At 68.6% G+C, this 15,391-nt stretch carries 17 protein-coding genes; 7 read left to right on the forward strand and 10 right to left on the reverse strand.

Features of this window, described 5'->3' with window-relative positions; all coding sequences use genetic code 11:
• Genes H4W30_RS04690 through H4W30_RS04720 form a run of 7 tightly spaced genes read right to left on the reverse strand, consistent with a single transcriptional unit; the run spans position 1 to position 8,589 of the window.
• A complete protein-coding gene (locus H4W30_RS04690) occupies positions 1-867 on the reverse strand; it encodes a carbohydrate ABC transporter permease (protein ID WP_126734061.1) in 867 nt (288 codons plus the stop codon).
• A complete protein-coding gene (locus tag H4W30_RS04695; RefSeq protein WP_034321570.1) occupies positions 858-1,817 on the reverse strand; it encodes a carbohydrate ABC transporter permease in 960 nt (319 codons plus the stop codon). Before H4W30_RS04695 ends, H4W30_RS04690 begins: the two co-directional genes overlap by 10 nt.
• The gene (locus H4W30_RS04700; RefSeq protein ID WP_192741655.1) at positions 1,818-3,101 is read right to left on the reverse strand and encodes an extracellular solute-binding protein; all 1,284 of its coding nucleotides are present in this window, start codon (positions 3,099-3,101) and stop codon (positions 1,818-1,820) included.
• Positions 3,102-3,112: 11 nt separating this feature from the next.
• The gene (locus H4W30_RS04705; protein ID WP_192741656.1) at positions 3,113-4,243 is read right to left on the reverse strand and encodes a lactonase family protein; all 1,131 of its coding nucleotides are present in this window, start codon (positions 4,241-4,243) and stop codon (positions 3,113-3,115) included.
• A 27-nt stretch (positions 4,244-4,270) separates the two neighbouring features.
• Entirely contained in the window at positions 4,271-5,659 is a 1,389-nt protein-coding gene (locus H4W30_RS04710) for a GntP family permease (RefSeq protein WP_192741657.1), read from the reverse strand.
• Positions 5,656-7,251: an N-acyl-D-amino-acid deacylase family protein gene (locus H4W30_RS04715; RefSeq protein ID WP_192741658.1), complete on the reverse strand. Its 1,596-nt coding sequence runs from the start codon at positions 7,249-7,251 to the stop codon at positions 5,656-5,658. Before H4W30_RS04715 ends, H4W30_RS04710 begins: the two co-directional genes overlap by 4 nt.
• 33 nt (positions 7,252-7,284) lie before the next feature.
• A complete protein-coding gene (locus H4W30_RS04720; protein ID WP_192741659.1) occupies positions 7,285-8,589 on the reverse strand; it encodes an amino acid deaminase in 1,305 nt (434 codons plus the stop codon).
• Positions 8,590-8,739: 150 nt separating this feature from the next.
• On the opposite strand from H4W30_RS04720, the gene H4W30_RS04725 reads away from it, so the two are divergent.
• From H4W30_RS04725 to H4W30_RS04735, 3 genes are read left to right on the forward strand one after another with little or no spacing between them, the layout of a single operon-like run.
• Positions 8,740-9,681 (forward strand): sugar kinase, encoded by a 942-nt coding sequence (locus H4W30_RS04725; protein WP_378233859.1) that lies wholly within the window; start codon positions 8,740-8,742, stop codon positions 9,679-9,681.
• A complete protein-coding gene (locus tag H4W30_RS04730; RefSeq protein WP_192741661.1) occupies positions 9,678-10,442 on the forward strand; it encodes an IclR family transcriptional regulator in 765 nt (254 codons plus the stop codon). Before H4W30_RS04725 ends, H4W30_RS04730 begins: the two co-directional genes overlap by 4 nt.
• On the forward strand, positions 10,439-10,822 hold the full coding sequence (locus H4W30_RS04735; protein ID WP_063271836.1) for a RidA family protein: 384 nt from the start codon (positions 10,439-10,441) through the stop codon (positions 10,820-10,822). Before H4W30_RS04730 ends, H4W30_RS04735 begins: the two co-directional genes overlap by 4 nt.
• 56 nt (positions 10,823-10,878) lie before the next feature.
• Here the strand turns inward: H4W30_RS04735 and H4W30_RS04740 are convergent, their stop codons facing one another.
• From H4W30_RS04740 to H4W30_RS04750, 3 genes are all read right to left on the reverse strand, one after another.
• Positions 10,879-11,874 (reverse strand): 1-aminocyclopropane-1-carboxylate deaminase, encoded by a 996-nt coding sequence (locus tag H4W30_RS04740; RefSeq protein ID WP_192741662.1) that lies wholly within the window; start codon positions 11,872-11,874, stop codon positions 10,879-10,881.
• Entirely contained in the window at positions 11,871-12,518 is a 648-nt protein-coding gene (locus H4W30_RS04745; protein WP_192741663.1) for a GntR family transcriptional regulator, read from the reverse strand. Before H4W30_RS04745 ends, H4W30_RS04740 begins: the two co-directional genes overlap by 4 nt.
• 94 nt (positions 12,519-12,612) lie before the next feature.
• Positions 12,613-12,972, reverse strand: coding sequence for a DUF1844 domain-containing protein (locus H4W30_RS04750; RefSeq protein WP_005163289.1), 360 nt, complete (start codon positions 12,970-12,972; stop codon positions 12,613-12,615).
• 268 nt (positions 12,973-13,240) lie between these two features.
• Between H4W30_RS04750 and infC the strand changes: the two genes are divergently transcribed.
• The 4 genes from infC (at position 13,241) to H4W30_RS04770 (ending at position 15,352) form a co-directional block, all read left to right on the forward strand.
• Complete coding sequence (gene infC, locus H4W30_RS04755; RefSeq protein WP_063273553.1) at positions 13,241-13,816, forward strand: translation initiation factor IF-3; 576 nt, start codon at positions 13,241-13,243, stop codon at positions 13,814-13,816.
• A 70-nt stretch (positions 13,817-13,886) separates the two neighbouring features.
• The gene (rpmI, locus tag H4W30_RS04760; RefSeq protein WP_007028043.1) at positions 13,887-14,081 is read left to right on the forward strand and encodes a 50S ribosomal protein L35; all 195 of its coding nucleotides are present in this window, start codon (positions 13,887-13,889) and stop codon (positions 14,079-14,081) included.
• 63 nt (positions 14,082-14,144) lie between these two features.
• Positions 14,145-14,522 (forward strand): 50S ribosomal protein L20, encoded by a 378-nt coding sequence (gene rplT, locus H4W30_RS04765; protein WP_005163284.1) that lies wholly within the window; start codon positions 14,145-14,147, stop codon positions 14,520-14,522.
• Positions 14,519-15,352: a TrmH family RNA methyltransferase gene (locus H4W30_RS04770; protein ID WP_264082822.1), complete on the forward strand. Its 834-nt coding sequence runs from the start codon at positions 14,519-14,521 to the stop codon at positions 15,350-15,352. The genes rplT and H4W30_RS04770 overlap by 4 nt, the downstream gene beginning before the upstream one ends.
• Positions 15,353-15,391: the final 39 nt, after the last annotated feature.

Raw genomic sequence — 15,391 nt, forward strand, 5'->3', positions numbered from 1 at the left:
TCAACCCTTCACCGCGCCGCCCATGACGGACACGAGTCGTCGTTGCACGAGAATGAAGAACACCAGCACCGGGATGGTCATCAGCGTCGAACCCGCCATCACCGCGCCCCAGTCGGTGTCCTCCGGTTTGAAGAACACCAGGATCGCCAGCGGGAGCGTCTGGTTCTCGGTGTTGGAGATGATGAACGTCTTCGCGAACAGGAAGTCGTTCCACGCGTGGATGAACGCCAGCACGCTGATCGCCACCAGGCCGGGCGCCACCAGCGGGAAGAGGATCTGCCAGGTGAACCGCATCCGGCTCGCCCCGTCGATCTTCGACGCCTCTTCCAGCTCCTGCGGCACCGCGGCGACGAAACCGCGCAGCATCCAGATCGCGAACGGCAGGCTGAACGCCAGGTGCACCAGGATCAGCGAGCCGAGGTGGTTGGTGCCGAACGCCGGCGCGACGTCGCCGACCGACCGCATCAGGAAGAACAGCGGGATGGTCAGCGCCTCGACCGGCACCATCTGCGCCACCAGCACCATCACCAGCAGCACGGTCCGGCCCTTGAAGTTGAACCGCGTCAGCGCGACCGCGGAAAGGAACGAGAGCAGCAGCGACAACGCCACCACCACGACGGCCACGATCACGCTGTTCAGGAAGAACATCGCGAAACCTTCGCCGCTCAGCACCCGTTCGAAGTGTTCGAGTGTCGGTGTGAGCGTCCAGGGCCGGGGGTTCTCCGCCTGGATCTGCCCGGTGGGTTTGAAGGCCGACAGCACCATCCAGTACACCGGGAAGGCGACCATCCCCGCGATCACCACGCAGATGATCTCGGCGATCAGCCTCCCGGGTTTGTGGACCCGGCGGCCCGCGGTCACACCCATCCCGCGCTCCGGCGTTGCGACCGGACGTACAGCCCGGTGATGGACAACAGCAGCAAGGTCATCACGACTCCGAGCGCCGCGCCGAGACCGTATTCCTGTCCGGCGAAGGCCTGTTGATAGGCGAAGACGTTGAGCACGAGGTTGCGCCCGGCCACGCCGCCGCCGTTGGTCATCACGTAGATCTGGGTGAAGATCTTGAAGTCCCAGATGATCGACTGGATGGTGGCGATGGTCAGCAGCGGCCGCACCATCGGCAGCGTGATCGACCACGTGGTGCGCCAGGTCGACGCGCCGTCGAGGTACGCGGCCTCGACGACCTCCTCCGGTACGCCCTTGAGCCCCGCGTACATCGTCACCATGACGAATGGGAACGAGCACCAGATGACCTCGGCGGCCACCAGGCCGAACGTGCTGTAGGTGTCGAACGTCCAAGAGTGGTTCGCCATCCCGGTGAAGCCGATGCCCGAGAGCACCTCGTTCACCAGGCCGAAGTCCGCGTCGAACAGGAACAGCCAGACGTACGAACCCGCCATCGCCGGCGTCGCCCACGCGGCGAGCGCCGCCAGGAACAGCGGGACCCGCGCCCACGCGCGGACCCGGGTCGCCAGCACGGCGAGCCCCGTCCCGAGCGCCAGGCTGCCGACGACGCAGACCGCGGTGAAGCCGAGGGTCTTGGCCAGCACCTCCCAGAACTGCAGGTTCTCCAGCAGTTCGACGTAGTTGCCGAAGCCGAGGAACACCAGCGGAGCGTTGCCGACCGCTTGCGGCTGGCCGTAGTCGTAGAACGAGATCAGGACGAGCTGGTAGATCGGGTACACCAGCATCGCCAGCAGCAGGATGCCGCCGGGCGCCAGGTAGAGCAGGGCGGCCCGCCCGTCCCGGCGACGGCGGGGCGACCGCCGTGCCGGGACGGCCGGAGCCGTGGTGCGGGGGATCTCCTTGGTGACCACTTAGCCGAACGCCTTGTTCATCTCGGCGGCCGCGGCGGTCAGCGCGGTCGCGGGATCCTTGCCGCCGGTCGCGATCTGCTGGATCGCGGTGGGCAGGACGTTCTGCGCGTCGATCTTCGACCACGCCGCGGTGGCGGGGACGAACTTCGTGCCCGCGGTGAGCGTGTCGACGAACGGCTTGACCGACGGGTCGCTCGCGGCGAGCTTCTGCTGGACGCTGCCGAGGGTGGGCAGGTTGCCCATGGCGACGTACATCTTCTCCTGGTACTTCGCGCCACCGAGGAGCTGGGTGAACTCGACCGCGAGGCTCTTGCGCTTGGTCGCGTTGAACACGCCGAGGAGGTTGCCGCCCGCGAACGCCGGGGCGATCTTGCCCGCCTCGGTGCCCGGGATCGGGATGATCGCGTACTTGCCCTTCACCTGACCCGCCTCGACAGCCTTGCGGTTGAAGTCACCGCCGATGGACATCCCGGCCTTGCCGCCGGCGAACGCCGTGATGCTCTGCGTGCCGGTGAGGTTGGCGCACTGCTCGGGCGGGCAGATGTCCGCCTTCAGCAGGTTCGCGTACGCGGTCACGCCTGCCTTGGCCTGCTCGGAGTCCACAGTGGACTTCCACTTGCCGCTGTCCTCCTTGGCGATCTCGCCGCCGTGCGCCCACAGGAACGGCAGCATCGCGTAGGTGTACTTGCCACCGACGGAGATGCCGTACAGCTCCGGCTTCTTGGCGCGGATCGTCTTCGCGGTCTCGGTCAGCTCAGCCAGCGTCGTGGGCGGCTTGAGGCCGAGTTCGGCGAAGAGGTCGGTGCGGTAGTACAACGCGCGGATACCGGTGAACCACGGAAGGCCGTATGTCTTGCCGCCGGACTTCGCGGTTTCCAGTACCGCTGGCAGGATGTCGGCACCTTCCTTCCACGACGAGAGATCGCCGGTCAGGTCGGCCAGCGCGCCCGTGGCGGCGTAGCTGGACACGTCGGTGTTGCCGAACTCGGCGACGTCCGGCGCGCTGGCCGGATCGTTGAAGGCGCCGGAGAACTTGTCGGCGCGACCTTCCACCGGGATCCACTGGACGTCGACCTCGACGCCGGAGTGCGCCGCCTTGAACTCGGTGATCGCCTCCTTGACCGCCGCCTCCTTGGGCGCGCGGTTGGCCTCGTCGAACAGCCAGACGCGGATCGTGCCGGTCTTCTCGTCACCGCCGCTCGCGGCCGGCGTGTTCTGGGCGGGCGCGCAGCCCGCCACGAGGCCGACGGCCGCGAGGCCCGCGATGAGGACGCGAGTTCTCATGGGTTTTCTCCTTAGGCGAAAAAGACGGAATTGACTTGGGGGAGCGCCAGTTTCCCGGCGACGGCCCCCGGAAGACCGGTGCCGGGATCGCGCGGCAGCCAGCTGAGCGTGCCGGACTTGTCGCTCGAGACGTAGAACCAGCGTTCGGTCGGGTCGAGGGTGAAGTGGCGCGGGTACACCCCGCCGACGGGCGCGTTGTTCAGCAGCTTCAAGGACTTTCCGTCCTCGCTGACGCCGAACGACGCGATCGTGTCGGAGCCGCGCACGGAGGCGTACACGAACTTCCCGTCCTTGGACGTGGTGATCTCGCCCGGGTACTGCTCGCCGGGGGTGCCCGCGGGAACGGCCGGGACGACCTGTCCGGCGGTGAGTTTCCCGGTTGCCGGGTTCCACGCCGCGACGGTGACCTCGGCTCGCAGCTCGCCGAGGATGTACGCGTACTTGCCGTTCGGGTGGAACGTCAGATGCCGCGGCCCGGCGCCCGACGGGAGCTTCAGCTGCTGGTTCAGCTTGAGCTTTCCGGTCGTGGTGTCGAGTTTGTAGACGTAGACCGAATCCGCGCCGAGGTCGACCGCGAGCACCCACTTGCCGGTCGGGTCGTTGACGACCTGGTGCGCGTGCGCCTGCCGCTCGGCACCCTTGTGCTGGGCCAGATCGACGACGTCGCCGAGTTTTCCGCCCGCGAGGATCGGGAGGACGACGACGCTGCCGCTGCTGTAGTTCGCGGCCAGTACGTACTTCTGGCTCGAGTGGACACTCAGATGGGTCGGGTGCTGTCCCTTGGCGGATTTCTTGTTGAGCAGCTTGGGTTTGGCCGGGTCGGCCAGGCTGAACGACGAGATCTGGCCGTTCTCGTCCTCGTTGGTCACGTAGAGCGTCTTGCGGTCGGCGCTGATGTCGAACCAGGAAGCGTTGCTCACTCCAGGAATCGTCCGGTCGACGACCACGGCGTTCGTGGCCGTGTCCCGGTGAGCGACATCGAGCCCGTGCCCGGAACTGGTGTAGCTGCTGACGTAAATGGCTCCGGTCCCCTTCGGTCCGCAGTGTTGTTCGGAAGCGTTCGCGAGGTGGGAACCGAGAACGGTGGTGAGTCCAGCCGCTCCGACGGCGCCGAGGAAGGTGCGTCGATCCAGTCCGGTCATCGTGATCTCTCCCAGTCGTCAGGTGGTTTAAACCACTGCCATGAGCAATGCTGCCACGCCGAAACCGGAAACGGAAAGGACGGTTTCCAAGACGGTCCAGGTTTTCAGGGTCTGCGGCACGGTCATGTTGAAGTACCGCGAGATGATCCAGAAACCGCCGTCGTTGACGTGCGAGGCGATGATCGAACCCGCCGAGATCGCGACGACCAGCAGCGCGAGCTGCATCTGCGAATAGCCCAGCGTCGCCACCGTCGGCGCGACGATACCGCTCGTGGTCACGATCGCGACCGTCGCCGAACCCTGCGCGATGCGCATACCGCAACTGATCACGTACGCCGCCAGGATGACCGGGAGGCCGGCGTTGTCGAGCGAGCCGGCGACGGCCTTGCCGATCCCCGTCGCGGCCAGCACGGCGCCGAAGAACGCGCCCGCGCCGACCACCAGCAGGATCATCGCGACCGGGCGCAGGGACTTCGCCGAAAGCTCGCTCAGATCCTTGCCCGTCAAGCCCCGGCGCAGGCCCAGCAGCCACGACGCCAGCAGCACCGAGATCGTCAGCGCGACCGCCGGGGTGCCGATGAACGCGGCGACACCGGAGAGCGCGGATTCCTTGGGAAGCCAGATACTGCCGAACGTCCCGGCGAGGATCAGCACCAGCGGGACGGCGATGATCGCCAGCACCAGACCCAGCGACGGCGGGTTCGTCTCCTTTTCGCCTTCCTCCTCGGCGACCAGGAATTCCGCGGGGACCTCCACGTCGACGCGCTTGCCGATCCACGTCGAATAGAGCACACCGCCGACGAGGAACGCGGGGATACCGCACACCAGCCCCATCAGGATGATCCAGCCGAGTTCCACGTGCAGCAGACCGGCCGCGGCCACCGGGCCGGGGTGCGGCGGGAGGAAGGCGTGCGTGATCGAAAGCCCGGCGAGCAACGGCAGCGCGTACAGCACGAGGGAACGGCCACCCTGTTTGGCGGCGACGTAGACCAGCGGCGCGAGCACGAAGATGCCGATGTCGAAGAAGACCGGGATGCCGAAGACGAAGCCCGCGAGACCCATCGCCAGCGGAGCCCGCTTCTCACCGATGGCCCGCAGCAGCGCGCCGGTGAGCACCTTCGCCCCGCCCGAACGCTCCAAAATGGACCCGAGGATGGTGCCGAGCCCGATGATCGCGGCGATATGGCCGAGGATTCCGCCGAAACCCTTTTCCAGCAGGGAATCCGACGCCTTCTGCGCGGAGCCGACGATCTGGACCACCGGCAGGCCCGCGGCCAGCGCGGTCAGCAGGCCGACCACGATCAGCGCGATGAAGGGCTCGAGTTTGACCTTGATGATGAGGAACAACAACACCGCGATCGAGACGGCGGCGAGGGTCAGGAGACCTCCCGTCGTGTGTTGGAGCCAGTCGATCATCGGGCACTCCCGGGGTTCCGCAGTGAATGGCCGGCGAGGGCGCCGGTCGGTTGACCATCGTCGATGGCGGCGACACCGTTGACGAAGACATAGGGGATACCGGCGGCCTGCTGCCGCGGCTCGTCGAACGTGGCGGTGTCGGCGACGGTTTCCGGGTCGAACAGCACGAGGTCCGCCGCGTATCCGGCGCGGACGAGACCCCGGTCGGTCAGCCGCAGGCGCTGTGCCGCGCGGCCGGTGAGGTGGGCGACGCATTCGGCGAGGTCGAGGACGCCGAGTTCGCGGACGTAGCGTGCGAGGTAACGCGGGAACGTGCCCCAGGCGCGGGGATGCGGCCGCGCGCCGACGAGCAGCCCGTCGCTGCCGCCGGTGTGCGTGCGGTGCCGCATGATCGCCTGGACGTTCTCCTCGTGCCCGACGTGCATCAGGCAGGACGTGCCGAGTTTTTCCGAGAGCAGGACGTCGAAGTACAGCTCTGCGGCCGGTTTCCCGGCACGCTGCGCCGAAGCGGCGACCGAATGCCCGACGAGGTGGGCGTTCTCGTCCCGGCGGACACCGTTGATCTCGATGGCGTCCCAGTCGATCGGCACCCCGTGGGCGCCGTCGGAGCCGGTCTCCTCGATCTCGGCGCGGATCCGCTCGCGGGTGTCCACATCGGACAAGCGGGCGAGCGTGGCGTCGAGGCCGCCTTCGGTGGCCCAGCTCGGCAGCAGCGCGGAAAGGTAGGTGGCGCCGGGAAGGTAGGGATAGGTGTCGAGCGTGATGTCGCAGCCGTCGTCGAGCGCCTGATCGAGCAGCTCCAGCAGATCCGGCGCCTTGCCCTTGTTCACCGAGAAGTTCATCGTGGCGTGCGCGAGGTGCAGCGGACAGCCCGAGCGACGGGAGACGTCGACCATCTCGCCGAACGCCTCCAGCGCGCCCTTGCCGTAGCTGCGGTGGTGCGGGCTGTAGAAGCCACCGCGCTCGCCGACGACCCGGCACAGCTCGACGAGTTCTTCGGTGGTCGCGTACATGCCCGGCGTGTAGGTGAGCCCGGACGACATGCCCATCGCGCCCTCGGCCAGCCCGGTCGCGATGAGTTCCTTCATCGCGTTCATCTCGGCTTCGGTCGCGGGCCGGTCTTCCCAGCCGACGGTGAGCATGCGGACGGTGCCCTGCGGCACCAGATAGGCCGCGTTGACCGCGACCCCCGCGTCCAGCCGGTCGAGATACTCGCCGACCGAGCGCCAGTTCCAGTCGAAGCCCGCCGGATCGTCGTTCCACCCGGCGAGCTGCTGGCGCAGCGCCGCGAGGACCTCGTCGTTCACAGGCGCGTAGGAGAGCCCGTCCTGCCCGAGCACCTCGGTCGTGACGCCCTGGGAGAGCTTCGCGAGGTGATCCGGATTCGCGAGCAGCTGAAGATCGGAATGCGAATGCATGTCGATGAACCCGGGCGCGAGCACGAGTCCTTCGGCGTCGATGGTGCGGCGGCCCGCGAGCGAGCCGGGTTCGGCGACACTGGCGACGCGGCCGTCGGTGATGCCCACGTCGTGCCTGGTGAGCGGATCCCCGGTGCCGTCGGCGACCAGTGCGGAGCGGACAACGATGTCCATGGCGATTCTTCCTCTGCGGCGGTGGAGGACGGATCAGAAATGGGTGCGGACGAAATCGAGCACGGTCTCGCCGTCGGGGCCGACGACCGGGATCAGGGGCCACTTGTCGAAAACGGTGCAGGGGTGGGAAAGCCCGAGGGCGATCCAGTCCCCGACCTCGACCGGCGACGAAGCGGGCAGCGTGAGAAAGGCGTGCTGGTCGTTCATCTTCTGGATGGAATGACCTTCGAGCGCGGACGGTGGTCCGTCACCCTTGCGGATAAGACGCGGCTCGGGCATGCCCTCGTCGAACGAGGCGTCCCGTTTGCCGATGGTGAGCAGCGCGAGCTCGTCCGTCGGCTTCGACGTCACCTGAGCCCAGGCGCGCAGCGCGGACCGGAACGAGGCGACCCCGTCGATACGCGGCTGCTCGCCGAGCGGGGAGATCACGCGGTAGAAGCCGTCGTCGTGGGTCACGTAGGCGCCACTGCGCAGGATCGGCAGGACGTCCAGGTCGCCCCAGTCCTTGGTGAGTTCGTCGGCGACGCGGTCGAAGTACGCGCTGCCGCCGCCGGTGACGATGATCTGGCCGGCGTCGTCGAGCAGGCCCTTGGCGTGGAAGGCGAAGACGAGTTCCCGTAGACCGTCCACATAGGAACTGATCAGCTGGAGCGACTTTTCGTCGGTGTGGTGGGAAAGCGCGCCTTCATAGCCGCCGGATCCGCGCAGCCGCAGAGCGGGGCTCGCGTGCGCGGCCTCGGCGACGGCGAGCGCGGTCTCCGTGTCGCGGACACCGGTGCGGCCGCCCTCGGCGCCGAGTTCGACGAGCACGTCGACCTTGCGGCGGGCGCCGCGCAGGGCTTCGGTCATCAGCTCGACACCGCGGACCGAGTCGACCCAGCAGACGAATTCGAAGTCGTCGTCGGCGTCCAGCTCGGCGGCGAGCCACTTCAAGCCCGACGGGTCGAGCAGCTGGTTCGCCAGCAGGATCCGGGAGACCCCGAACGCGCGGTAGATCCGCAGGTGGCCGGCGTTCGCGCAGGTGATGCCCCACGAGCCGTGCTTCAGCTGCCGCTCGAACAACTGCGGCGCCATCGTCGTCTTACCGTGCGGGGCCAGCGCGACCCCGCGTTCGGCGCACCAGGCCGCCATCGTGCGGAGGTTGTGTTCGACGGCCTCGTCGTCGAGAACGACGAACGGGCCGAGGAAGCCGTCGTCGAACAGCTTGGCGCCCCGGGCGGCGGCCTCGCCGATCGTGAGACCGGACAGCGAGGGCGCGACCGAGCGGAAGCGCCAGTCGACGCGCTCCTCCCGGACGGCCGCGACCGCGGCGGAATCGATGGTGCCGGCTTCGAACATGAGGTTCACCTCGGTTGCGTATGTTGCAACGGACGTTGCGCATATTGCGTGGGATAGGTGTAGCATCCGGTCCGCTGGAGGTCAACGGCGTGACGACTAGGAGACGCGAAGGTGACAAGCGCGCCCCACGTTCTGTGCATCGGGGAGTCGATGGCCTTGTTCGTGCCGGCCGAATCCGGGCCGCCCGACGAGGTACGCAAGTGGGTGCGGAGCATCGGCGGGGCCGAATCGAACGTCGCCTGCCATCTCCCCGCGCTGGGTTTCACCAGCGCCTGGGTGAGCGCCGTCGGCGACGATCCGTTCGGCCGCGCGCTGGTGCGCGAGATCGGCGCGGCGGGGGTGGACGTCAGCGGGGTCGTGGTCGATCCGACGCGCCCGACCGGGCTCTACATCAAGGAGAGCGGAGCGGACGGCAGCCCCGTGCGCTACTACCGCAAGGGCTCCGCCGCGTCCGGAATGGACGCCGGGCTCCTGGGGAAACTCGACCTCGACGGCGTGCGCGTCATCCATCTGTCCGGGATCACGCCCGCGCTGTCGGACGGCTGTCTCGACCTGGTGCAGGCGCTGATGGAACGGCCGCGGGGCGACACGCTGGTGTCGTTCGACGTGAACTTCCGGCCCGCACTGTGGGCCGGACGCGACCCGTCGGTGCTGGCGGGGCTGGCCGCTCGCGCCGACATCGTGCTGGCGGGCGAGGACGAGGCCGAGCGCGTGTGGGGGACCGGTGACCCGGCGCGGTTGCGGGCCACCGTGCCCGGACCGAAGACGCTGGTCGTCAAGCACGGGGCACGCGGGGTCACGTTGATCGAAGGCGACGAAGCACCGCTTTTCTCGCCCGCGCTGCAGGTCGACGTCGTGGAGCCGGTCGGCGCCGGTGACGCGTTCGCGGCCGGTTTCCTCGCCGCGACCCTGCGCGGCGACGACCCCGCGACGCGGCTGCGACGCGGTCATCTGCAGGCCGCGGCCACCCTGCTGACCCACGACGACGTGGGGCAGCCGCTGCCCGCGGCCGTCGTCGAAACACTCCTCGGGGCGGATGAGGCAGCATGGGCGGCGGCGAAGCTGACGGACAAGGGATTGGTGGGCGGATGAGCCAGAGCCTGGACAGGGCGCTCACGCTGTTGAGCGGGCTGGCCCGCGAGCCGAAGACGCTGGACCAGCTCGCCGAGGAGATCGGCGTGCACAAATCGACCGTGCTGCGACTGCTGCGCACCCTGGAGGCACACCACTTCGTGCGCCGGGAAGGGCAGCGGTACTACCGCCTGGGCAGCGCGCTCTTCGATCTCGCACAGCAGGCGCTGGAGGATCGCGACGTCCGCCGCACCGCGCAGTCCGCGCTCGCCGGGCTCAACGCGCGCACCGGGCACACCGTGCACCTCGCGTCCTATGAGGACGGAGAGGTGGTCTACATCGACAAGTTCGAGGGCAGGCATTCGGTGCGGATGTACTCCCGCATCGGCAAACGCGCACCGCTGCACTGCACCGCCGTCGGCAAGGTGCTCGTCGCGGCGATGACGCCGGAGAAGCAGGCGGACGTGGTCTCGCGGATCGACTTCTTCGTCCGCACCCCGAACACGATCACCACGCCCGAGGCGTACGAGAAGGAACTCGCGCTCGTCGCCGACCGCGGCTACGCGGTGGACAACGCCGAGCACGAGGACTTCATCCACTGCGTCGCCGCGCCCGTCCGCGGCCCGGGCGGCGTGGTGCTCGCCGCCGCGTCGGTGTCGGTGCCGAAGGTGCTGCTGGACTACGACGGCCTGATGGGGCTCGTGCCCGAGCTGCTGGCCGCCGCCGAGGAAGCTTCCGTCCACAGTGGATGGACGGGGAACCGAAAGGGGAAGTTGGAATGAGCAAGACCGCGATCAGCACGGAGAACGCGCCGAAGCCGGTGGCCGCGTTCTCGCAGGCGGTCCGCAAGGGCAACATCCTGCAGGTGGCCGGCCAGGTCGCCTTCGACCCGGCCACCGGCGCCATCGTCGGCGAGACCGTCGCCGAGCAGACCGAGCAGACCTTCAAGAACATCGAGGCGGTGCTCGAGGCCGCCGGTTCGAGCCTGGCCGACGCGATGATGGTGCGCGTGTACCTGACCGACGTCGACCACTTCGGCGCGTTCAACGAGGCCTACAACAAGCTGATCGGCGAGGCGCCGCACCCGGCCCGCACCACCGTGTACGTCGGCCTGCCCGCCGGGCTGCTGGTGGAGATCGACGTCCTGGCCGTCACGGACTGACCCTCACGCCTCGTGAGTGGTAAGGACGGTTAGAACCGTCCTTACCACTCACGAGGTCACAGGACGCTCGTGTACCCGTTCAGCGCGGGTTGCCCGCCCAGGTGCGCGAAGAGCACGTTCGAGTCCCGCGAGATCTCACCGCGCGCGACGAGGTCGATCAGCCCCGCCATGGACTTGCCCTCGTACACCGGATCGGTGAGCACTCCCTCCAGCCGCGCCAGCGTCCGGATCGCGTCCAAAGTGGACTCCTCCGGGATGCCGTAGATCCCGGCGTGGTAGCGCTCGTCCAGTTCGACCTCGCCGATCTCGCCGGCACCGATCAGTGCGGCGGTCGCCCGGGCGATGCGGGTGACCTGATCGCGGGTCTCGGCCGGTTTCGCCGAGCCGTCGATGCCGAGGATCCGGCGCGGCTTACCGGAAAGCGCGGCCCCGGCGACCATCCCGGCCTGCGTGCTGCCGGTCACCGAGCAGACGACCACCGTGTCGAAGAAGACGCCGAGTTCCGCCTCCTGCGCTTCGAGCTCGACCATCCAGTTCGCGAAACCGAGCCCGCCGAGACGGTGGTCCGAGCCGCCCGCCGGGATCGCGTACGGCTTCCCGCCGCCGGCTTCGATCTCCTTGACCGCGTTCTCCCAGCTCTCCTTGAAGCCGACGCCGAACCCGGCCTCGACCATCTGGATGTCCGCGCCGAGGATGCGCGAAAGCTGGATGTTGCCGACCTTGTCGTACATCGGGTCGTTCCAGTCGACCCAGCTCTCCTGCACCAGCACGGCCTTGAGCCCGGCCCGCGCGGCGGCCGCGGCGACCTGGCGGGTGTGGTTCGACTGCACGCCGCCGATCGAGATCAGCGTGTCCGCGCCCTGTGCCAGCGCGTCGGCGACCAGGTATTCGAGCTTGCGGGTCTTGTTGCCGCCGAACGCGATCCCGGAGTTGACGTCCTCGCGTTTCGCCCAGACCTTCGCGCCGCCGAGATGGGCGGTGAGCCGCTCCAGCGGATGGACGGGGGAGGGACCGAAAAGCAGCGGGTAGCGGGGGAAATCCGCGAGGGTCATGGCGTCTCCAGGAGGTCTTCGAGCTCGGTCCAGATCGTGGCGGTGATCGCGCAGGCCGCGTCGACGTCGCCCGCTTCGATGGCGTCGGCCAGTTCCGTGTGGCGCTGGACGGACCGGTGGGCGGGCAGGGAGCCGAAGCGGGCGTATTCGAGACGTCGCAGCAGGGGCGTGTAGCGGGCCAGCGTCGCGGCGATCGCCCGGTTGCGCGCGGCGGCCACCGGGACGTCGTGGAGTTCGTCGTCGGCGGCGATCGCGGCCGCGATGTCCCCGGCGGCGATCGCGTCGGCGAACCGGGCGTTGGCCGCGCGCATCGCGGCGACCTCGGCCGGACCCATCCGCGGGGCACCCGCCCGGACGGCGAACTCGTGCAGCGCGCGGACGAGCTCCAGCGCGTCACGGACGTCGTCGGGAACGAACCCCGCGACGCGCGTGTAGCTCTGCGGCTTCGACTCGACGAGGCCGTCCTCGATGAGCCTCAGCAGTGCCTGGCGCACCGGCGCCCGGGAAAGTCCCAGCTGATCGGCGAGTTCGCCGTCGCGCAGGTTCGTCCCCGGCGGCAGTGTCCCGTCGATGATCGCCCGCCGGATGCTCTCGTACGCCTCGTCCCTCAGGAGGGACCTCGATACCTTCGCTAACCCACTCACATCTGAAATGTTAGTTGACGGAGAGACGGAAGTACATGAAGGCCCCTTCCTGTACCTAGGCGCAAGGAAGGGGGCCTTCATGTACTTCGGAGGGCTAGTAGACCGGCCCCGTGTACTTCTCGCCCGGCCCCTGACCAGGCGCGTCCGGTACGGCCGAAGCCTCGCGGAACGCCTTCTGCAGCGACTGGAGACCGTCGCGCAACGGGCCCGCGTGCAGGCCGAGGTACTCTGCCGACGCGGTGACCAGCCCGGCGAGGGCGGTGATCAGGCGGCGGGCCTCGTCGAGGTCGCGGTGCGGTGAGCTGGCCGGGTCCTCGTCCGCGAGGCCGAGGCGTTCGGCGCCGGCGGAGAGCAGCATGACGGCCGCCCTGCTGATCACCTCGACGCTCGGGATGTCCTCCAGGTCGCGGACGTCCGGGGAATACGGGGGCTGCTGAACGGGTTCATCTGACACGTCTGGTACCCTTCCACGAGCGACCAGCCCCCGAGCGATCGGGGGCGGCAAGTGGAGCCCCGCTCCCACCCGTGTCACCGCCGCAACACCAGGTGTCCGGGTCCGGTCTCGCCAAGACGATTTCGGGCGTCGAGGCGGTGTGTTCGGTTCTGGAGATCGAACACGATCGGAAAGAGTGGGCCCCGCGTACCGCACGGTACCGGGGCCTTAGGTATGTGGGCACCAGGTCGAAACGGTAGAAGAATTTACCTCGAACCAGGGAGGCCCCATCAGCTCCGAGACACGCATCAACGACCGAATCCGGGTTCCGGAGGTCCGCCTCGTCGGGCCGGCCGGTGAACAGGTCGGCATCGTCCGGATCGAAGATGCGCTGCGGCTGGCACAGGAGAACGATCTCGATCTCGTCGAGGTCGCCCCGCAGGCACGCCCGCCCGTATGCAAGCTCATGGACTTCGGCAAGTTCAAGTACGAGAGCGCGCAGAAGGCCCGCGAGTCCCGCCGCAACCAGCAGCTCACCGTCATCAAAGAGCAGAAGCTGCGGCCGAAGATCGACCAGCACGACTACGAGACCAAGAAGGGTCACGTGTCGCGCTTCCTTGCGGCAGGCAACAAGGTCAAGGTCACGATCATGTTCCGCGGTCGCGAGCAGTCCCGGCCGGAACTCGGGTTCCGCCTGCTGCAGAAGCTCGCCGACGAGGTGACCGAGCTCGGCTTCGTGGAGTCGTCGCCGAAGCAGGACGGTCGCAACATGATCATGGTGTTGGCCCCGCACAAGAACGTGAAGCCGCAGAAGGCCGCGAAGGCAGCCAAGGACGAAACGTCCGAGCCGCCCGCCGACGCGTAGCGCCGACCAGCACATGTCAGCGGCACACCGGGCGAAACCGGTGTGCCGCCGCACGGAAGAGGACAACGTAATGCCGAAGATGAAGACGCACAGCGGGACGTCCAAGCGTGTCCGCGTCACGGGTTCGGGCAAGCTGCGCCGCCAGAAGGCCGGCCGCCGCCACCTGATGGAGAAGAAGTCCAACAGGCTCACCCGTCGCCTCGAAGGCACGACCGAGATCGCCAAGAACGACGTCGGCCGCGTCAAGCGCCTTCTCGGCCGCTGACACCCCGCACTTTGTAAACGCCGGGCGCGCCAGCGCGCCCCCAGATCGACAGGATGGACCCCAGTGGCACGCGTCAAGAGGGCTGTCAACGCCCAGAAGAAGCGTCGCGCGACTCTCGAGCTCGCCAGCGGCTACCGCGGCCAGCGTTCGCGGCTGTACCGCAAGGCGAAGGAGCAGACGCTTCACTCGCTGAACTACGCCTACCGGGACCGTCGTGCCCGCAAGGGTGACTTCCGCCAGCTGTGGATCACCCGCATCAACGCGGCGGCCCGCGCCAACGGCGTGACCTACAACCGGTTCATCCAGGGCCTCAAGGCCGCGGGTGTCGAGGTCGACCGCAAGATCCTCGCGGACCTCGCCGTCAACGACGCCGCCGCCTTCACCGCGCTGGCCGAGCTGGCCAAGGCGAACGTGAACACCGAAGAGAAGAAGTCGGCCTGACCGGCGACAGCGCTCTCCCACGACCCGGGGCGGCTCCGTTCACCGAACGGACACCCCGGGTCGTCGCTGCGCGCAAGCTCACCCGCCGGGCCGAGCGCGAGAAGACCGGCCGGTTCCTGGCCGAGGGCGCGAACGCGGTCGAAGCCGCGCTCGAACACGGCGGCAAGGTCTACGAGCTGTTCGTGACCGAACGCGCCGCCGCGCAGCACGAGCGTCTGCTCGCCGTCGCGCGCGAGGCGGGCGTCCCCGTCTCGCCGATCACCGATCGCGCCGCCGACGGGCTGTCCGAGACCGTGACGCCGCAAGGCATCGTCGCGGTCTGCGCGCTCGTCGACCGTCCACAAGAGACCATCCTGAAGCCGGGCGCGAAGCTCGTCGTCGTCCTCGTCGACGTGGCGGACCCCGGTAACGCGGGCACCGTGATCCGGGTCGCGGACGCCGCCGGCGCCGACGCGGTCGTCCTCGCCGGCGACAGCGTCGACCCGCACAACGGCAAATGCGTCCGCGCGGCCGCCGGCAGCCTCTTCCACCCCGCCATCACCCGGATCCGGGACGTCGACGCGGCCTTGAAGGCCTGCTCCGCCGCCGGACTCCGCACCTTCGGCGCGCACGGCTACGCCGACACCGAGCTCGATCAGGTGACCTTCGACGAGCCCACCGCGTGGGTCTTCGGCAACGAGGCGCACGGACTGCCGCAGGCGGTCCTGGAGACGGTCGATCGCGCGGTCAAGATCCCGATGTACGGCCGCGCCGAGAGCCTGAACCTCGCGACGGCCGCCGCGATCTGCGTGTACACGAATGCGATGGCTTCGCGGGCCGCCACCACGTAGAGTCGTGCGCATCACGCCGTCGCAGCACGACACCAAGGG

Origin of the sequence: Amycolatopsis roodepoortensis, from assembly GCF_014873915.1 — a bacterium.
Taxonomy (GTDB): Bacteria; Actinomycetota; Actinomycetes; order Mycobacteriales; family Pseudonocardiaceae; genus Amycolatopsis; species Amycolatopsis roodepoortensis.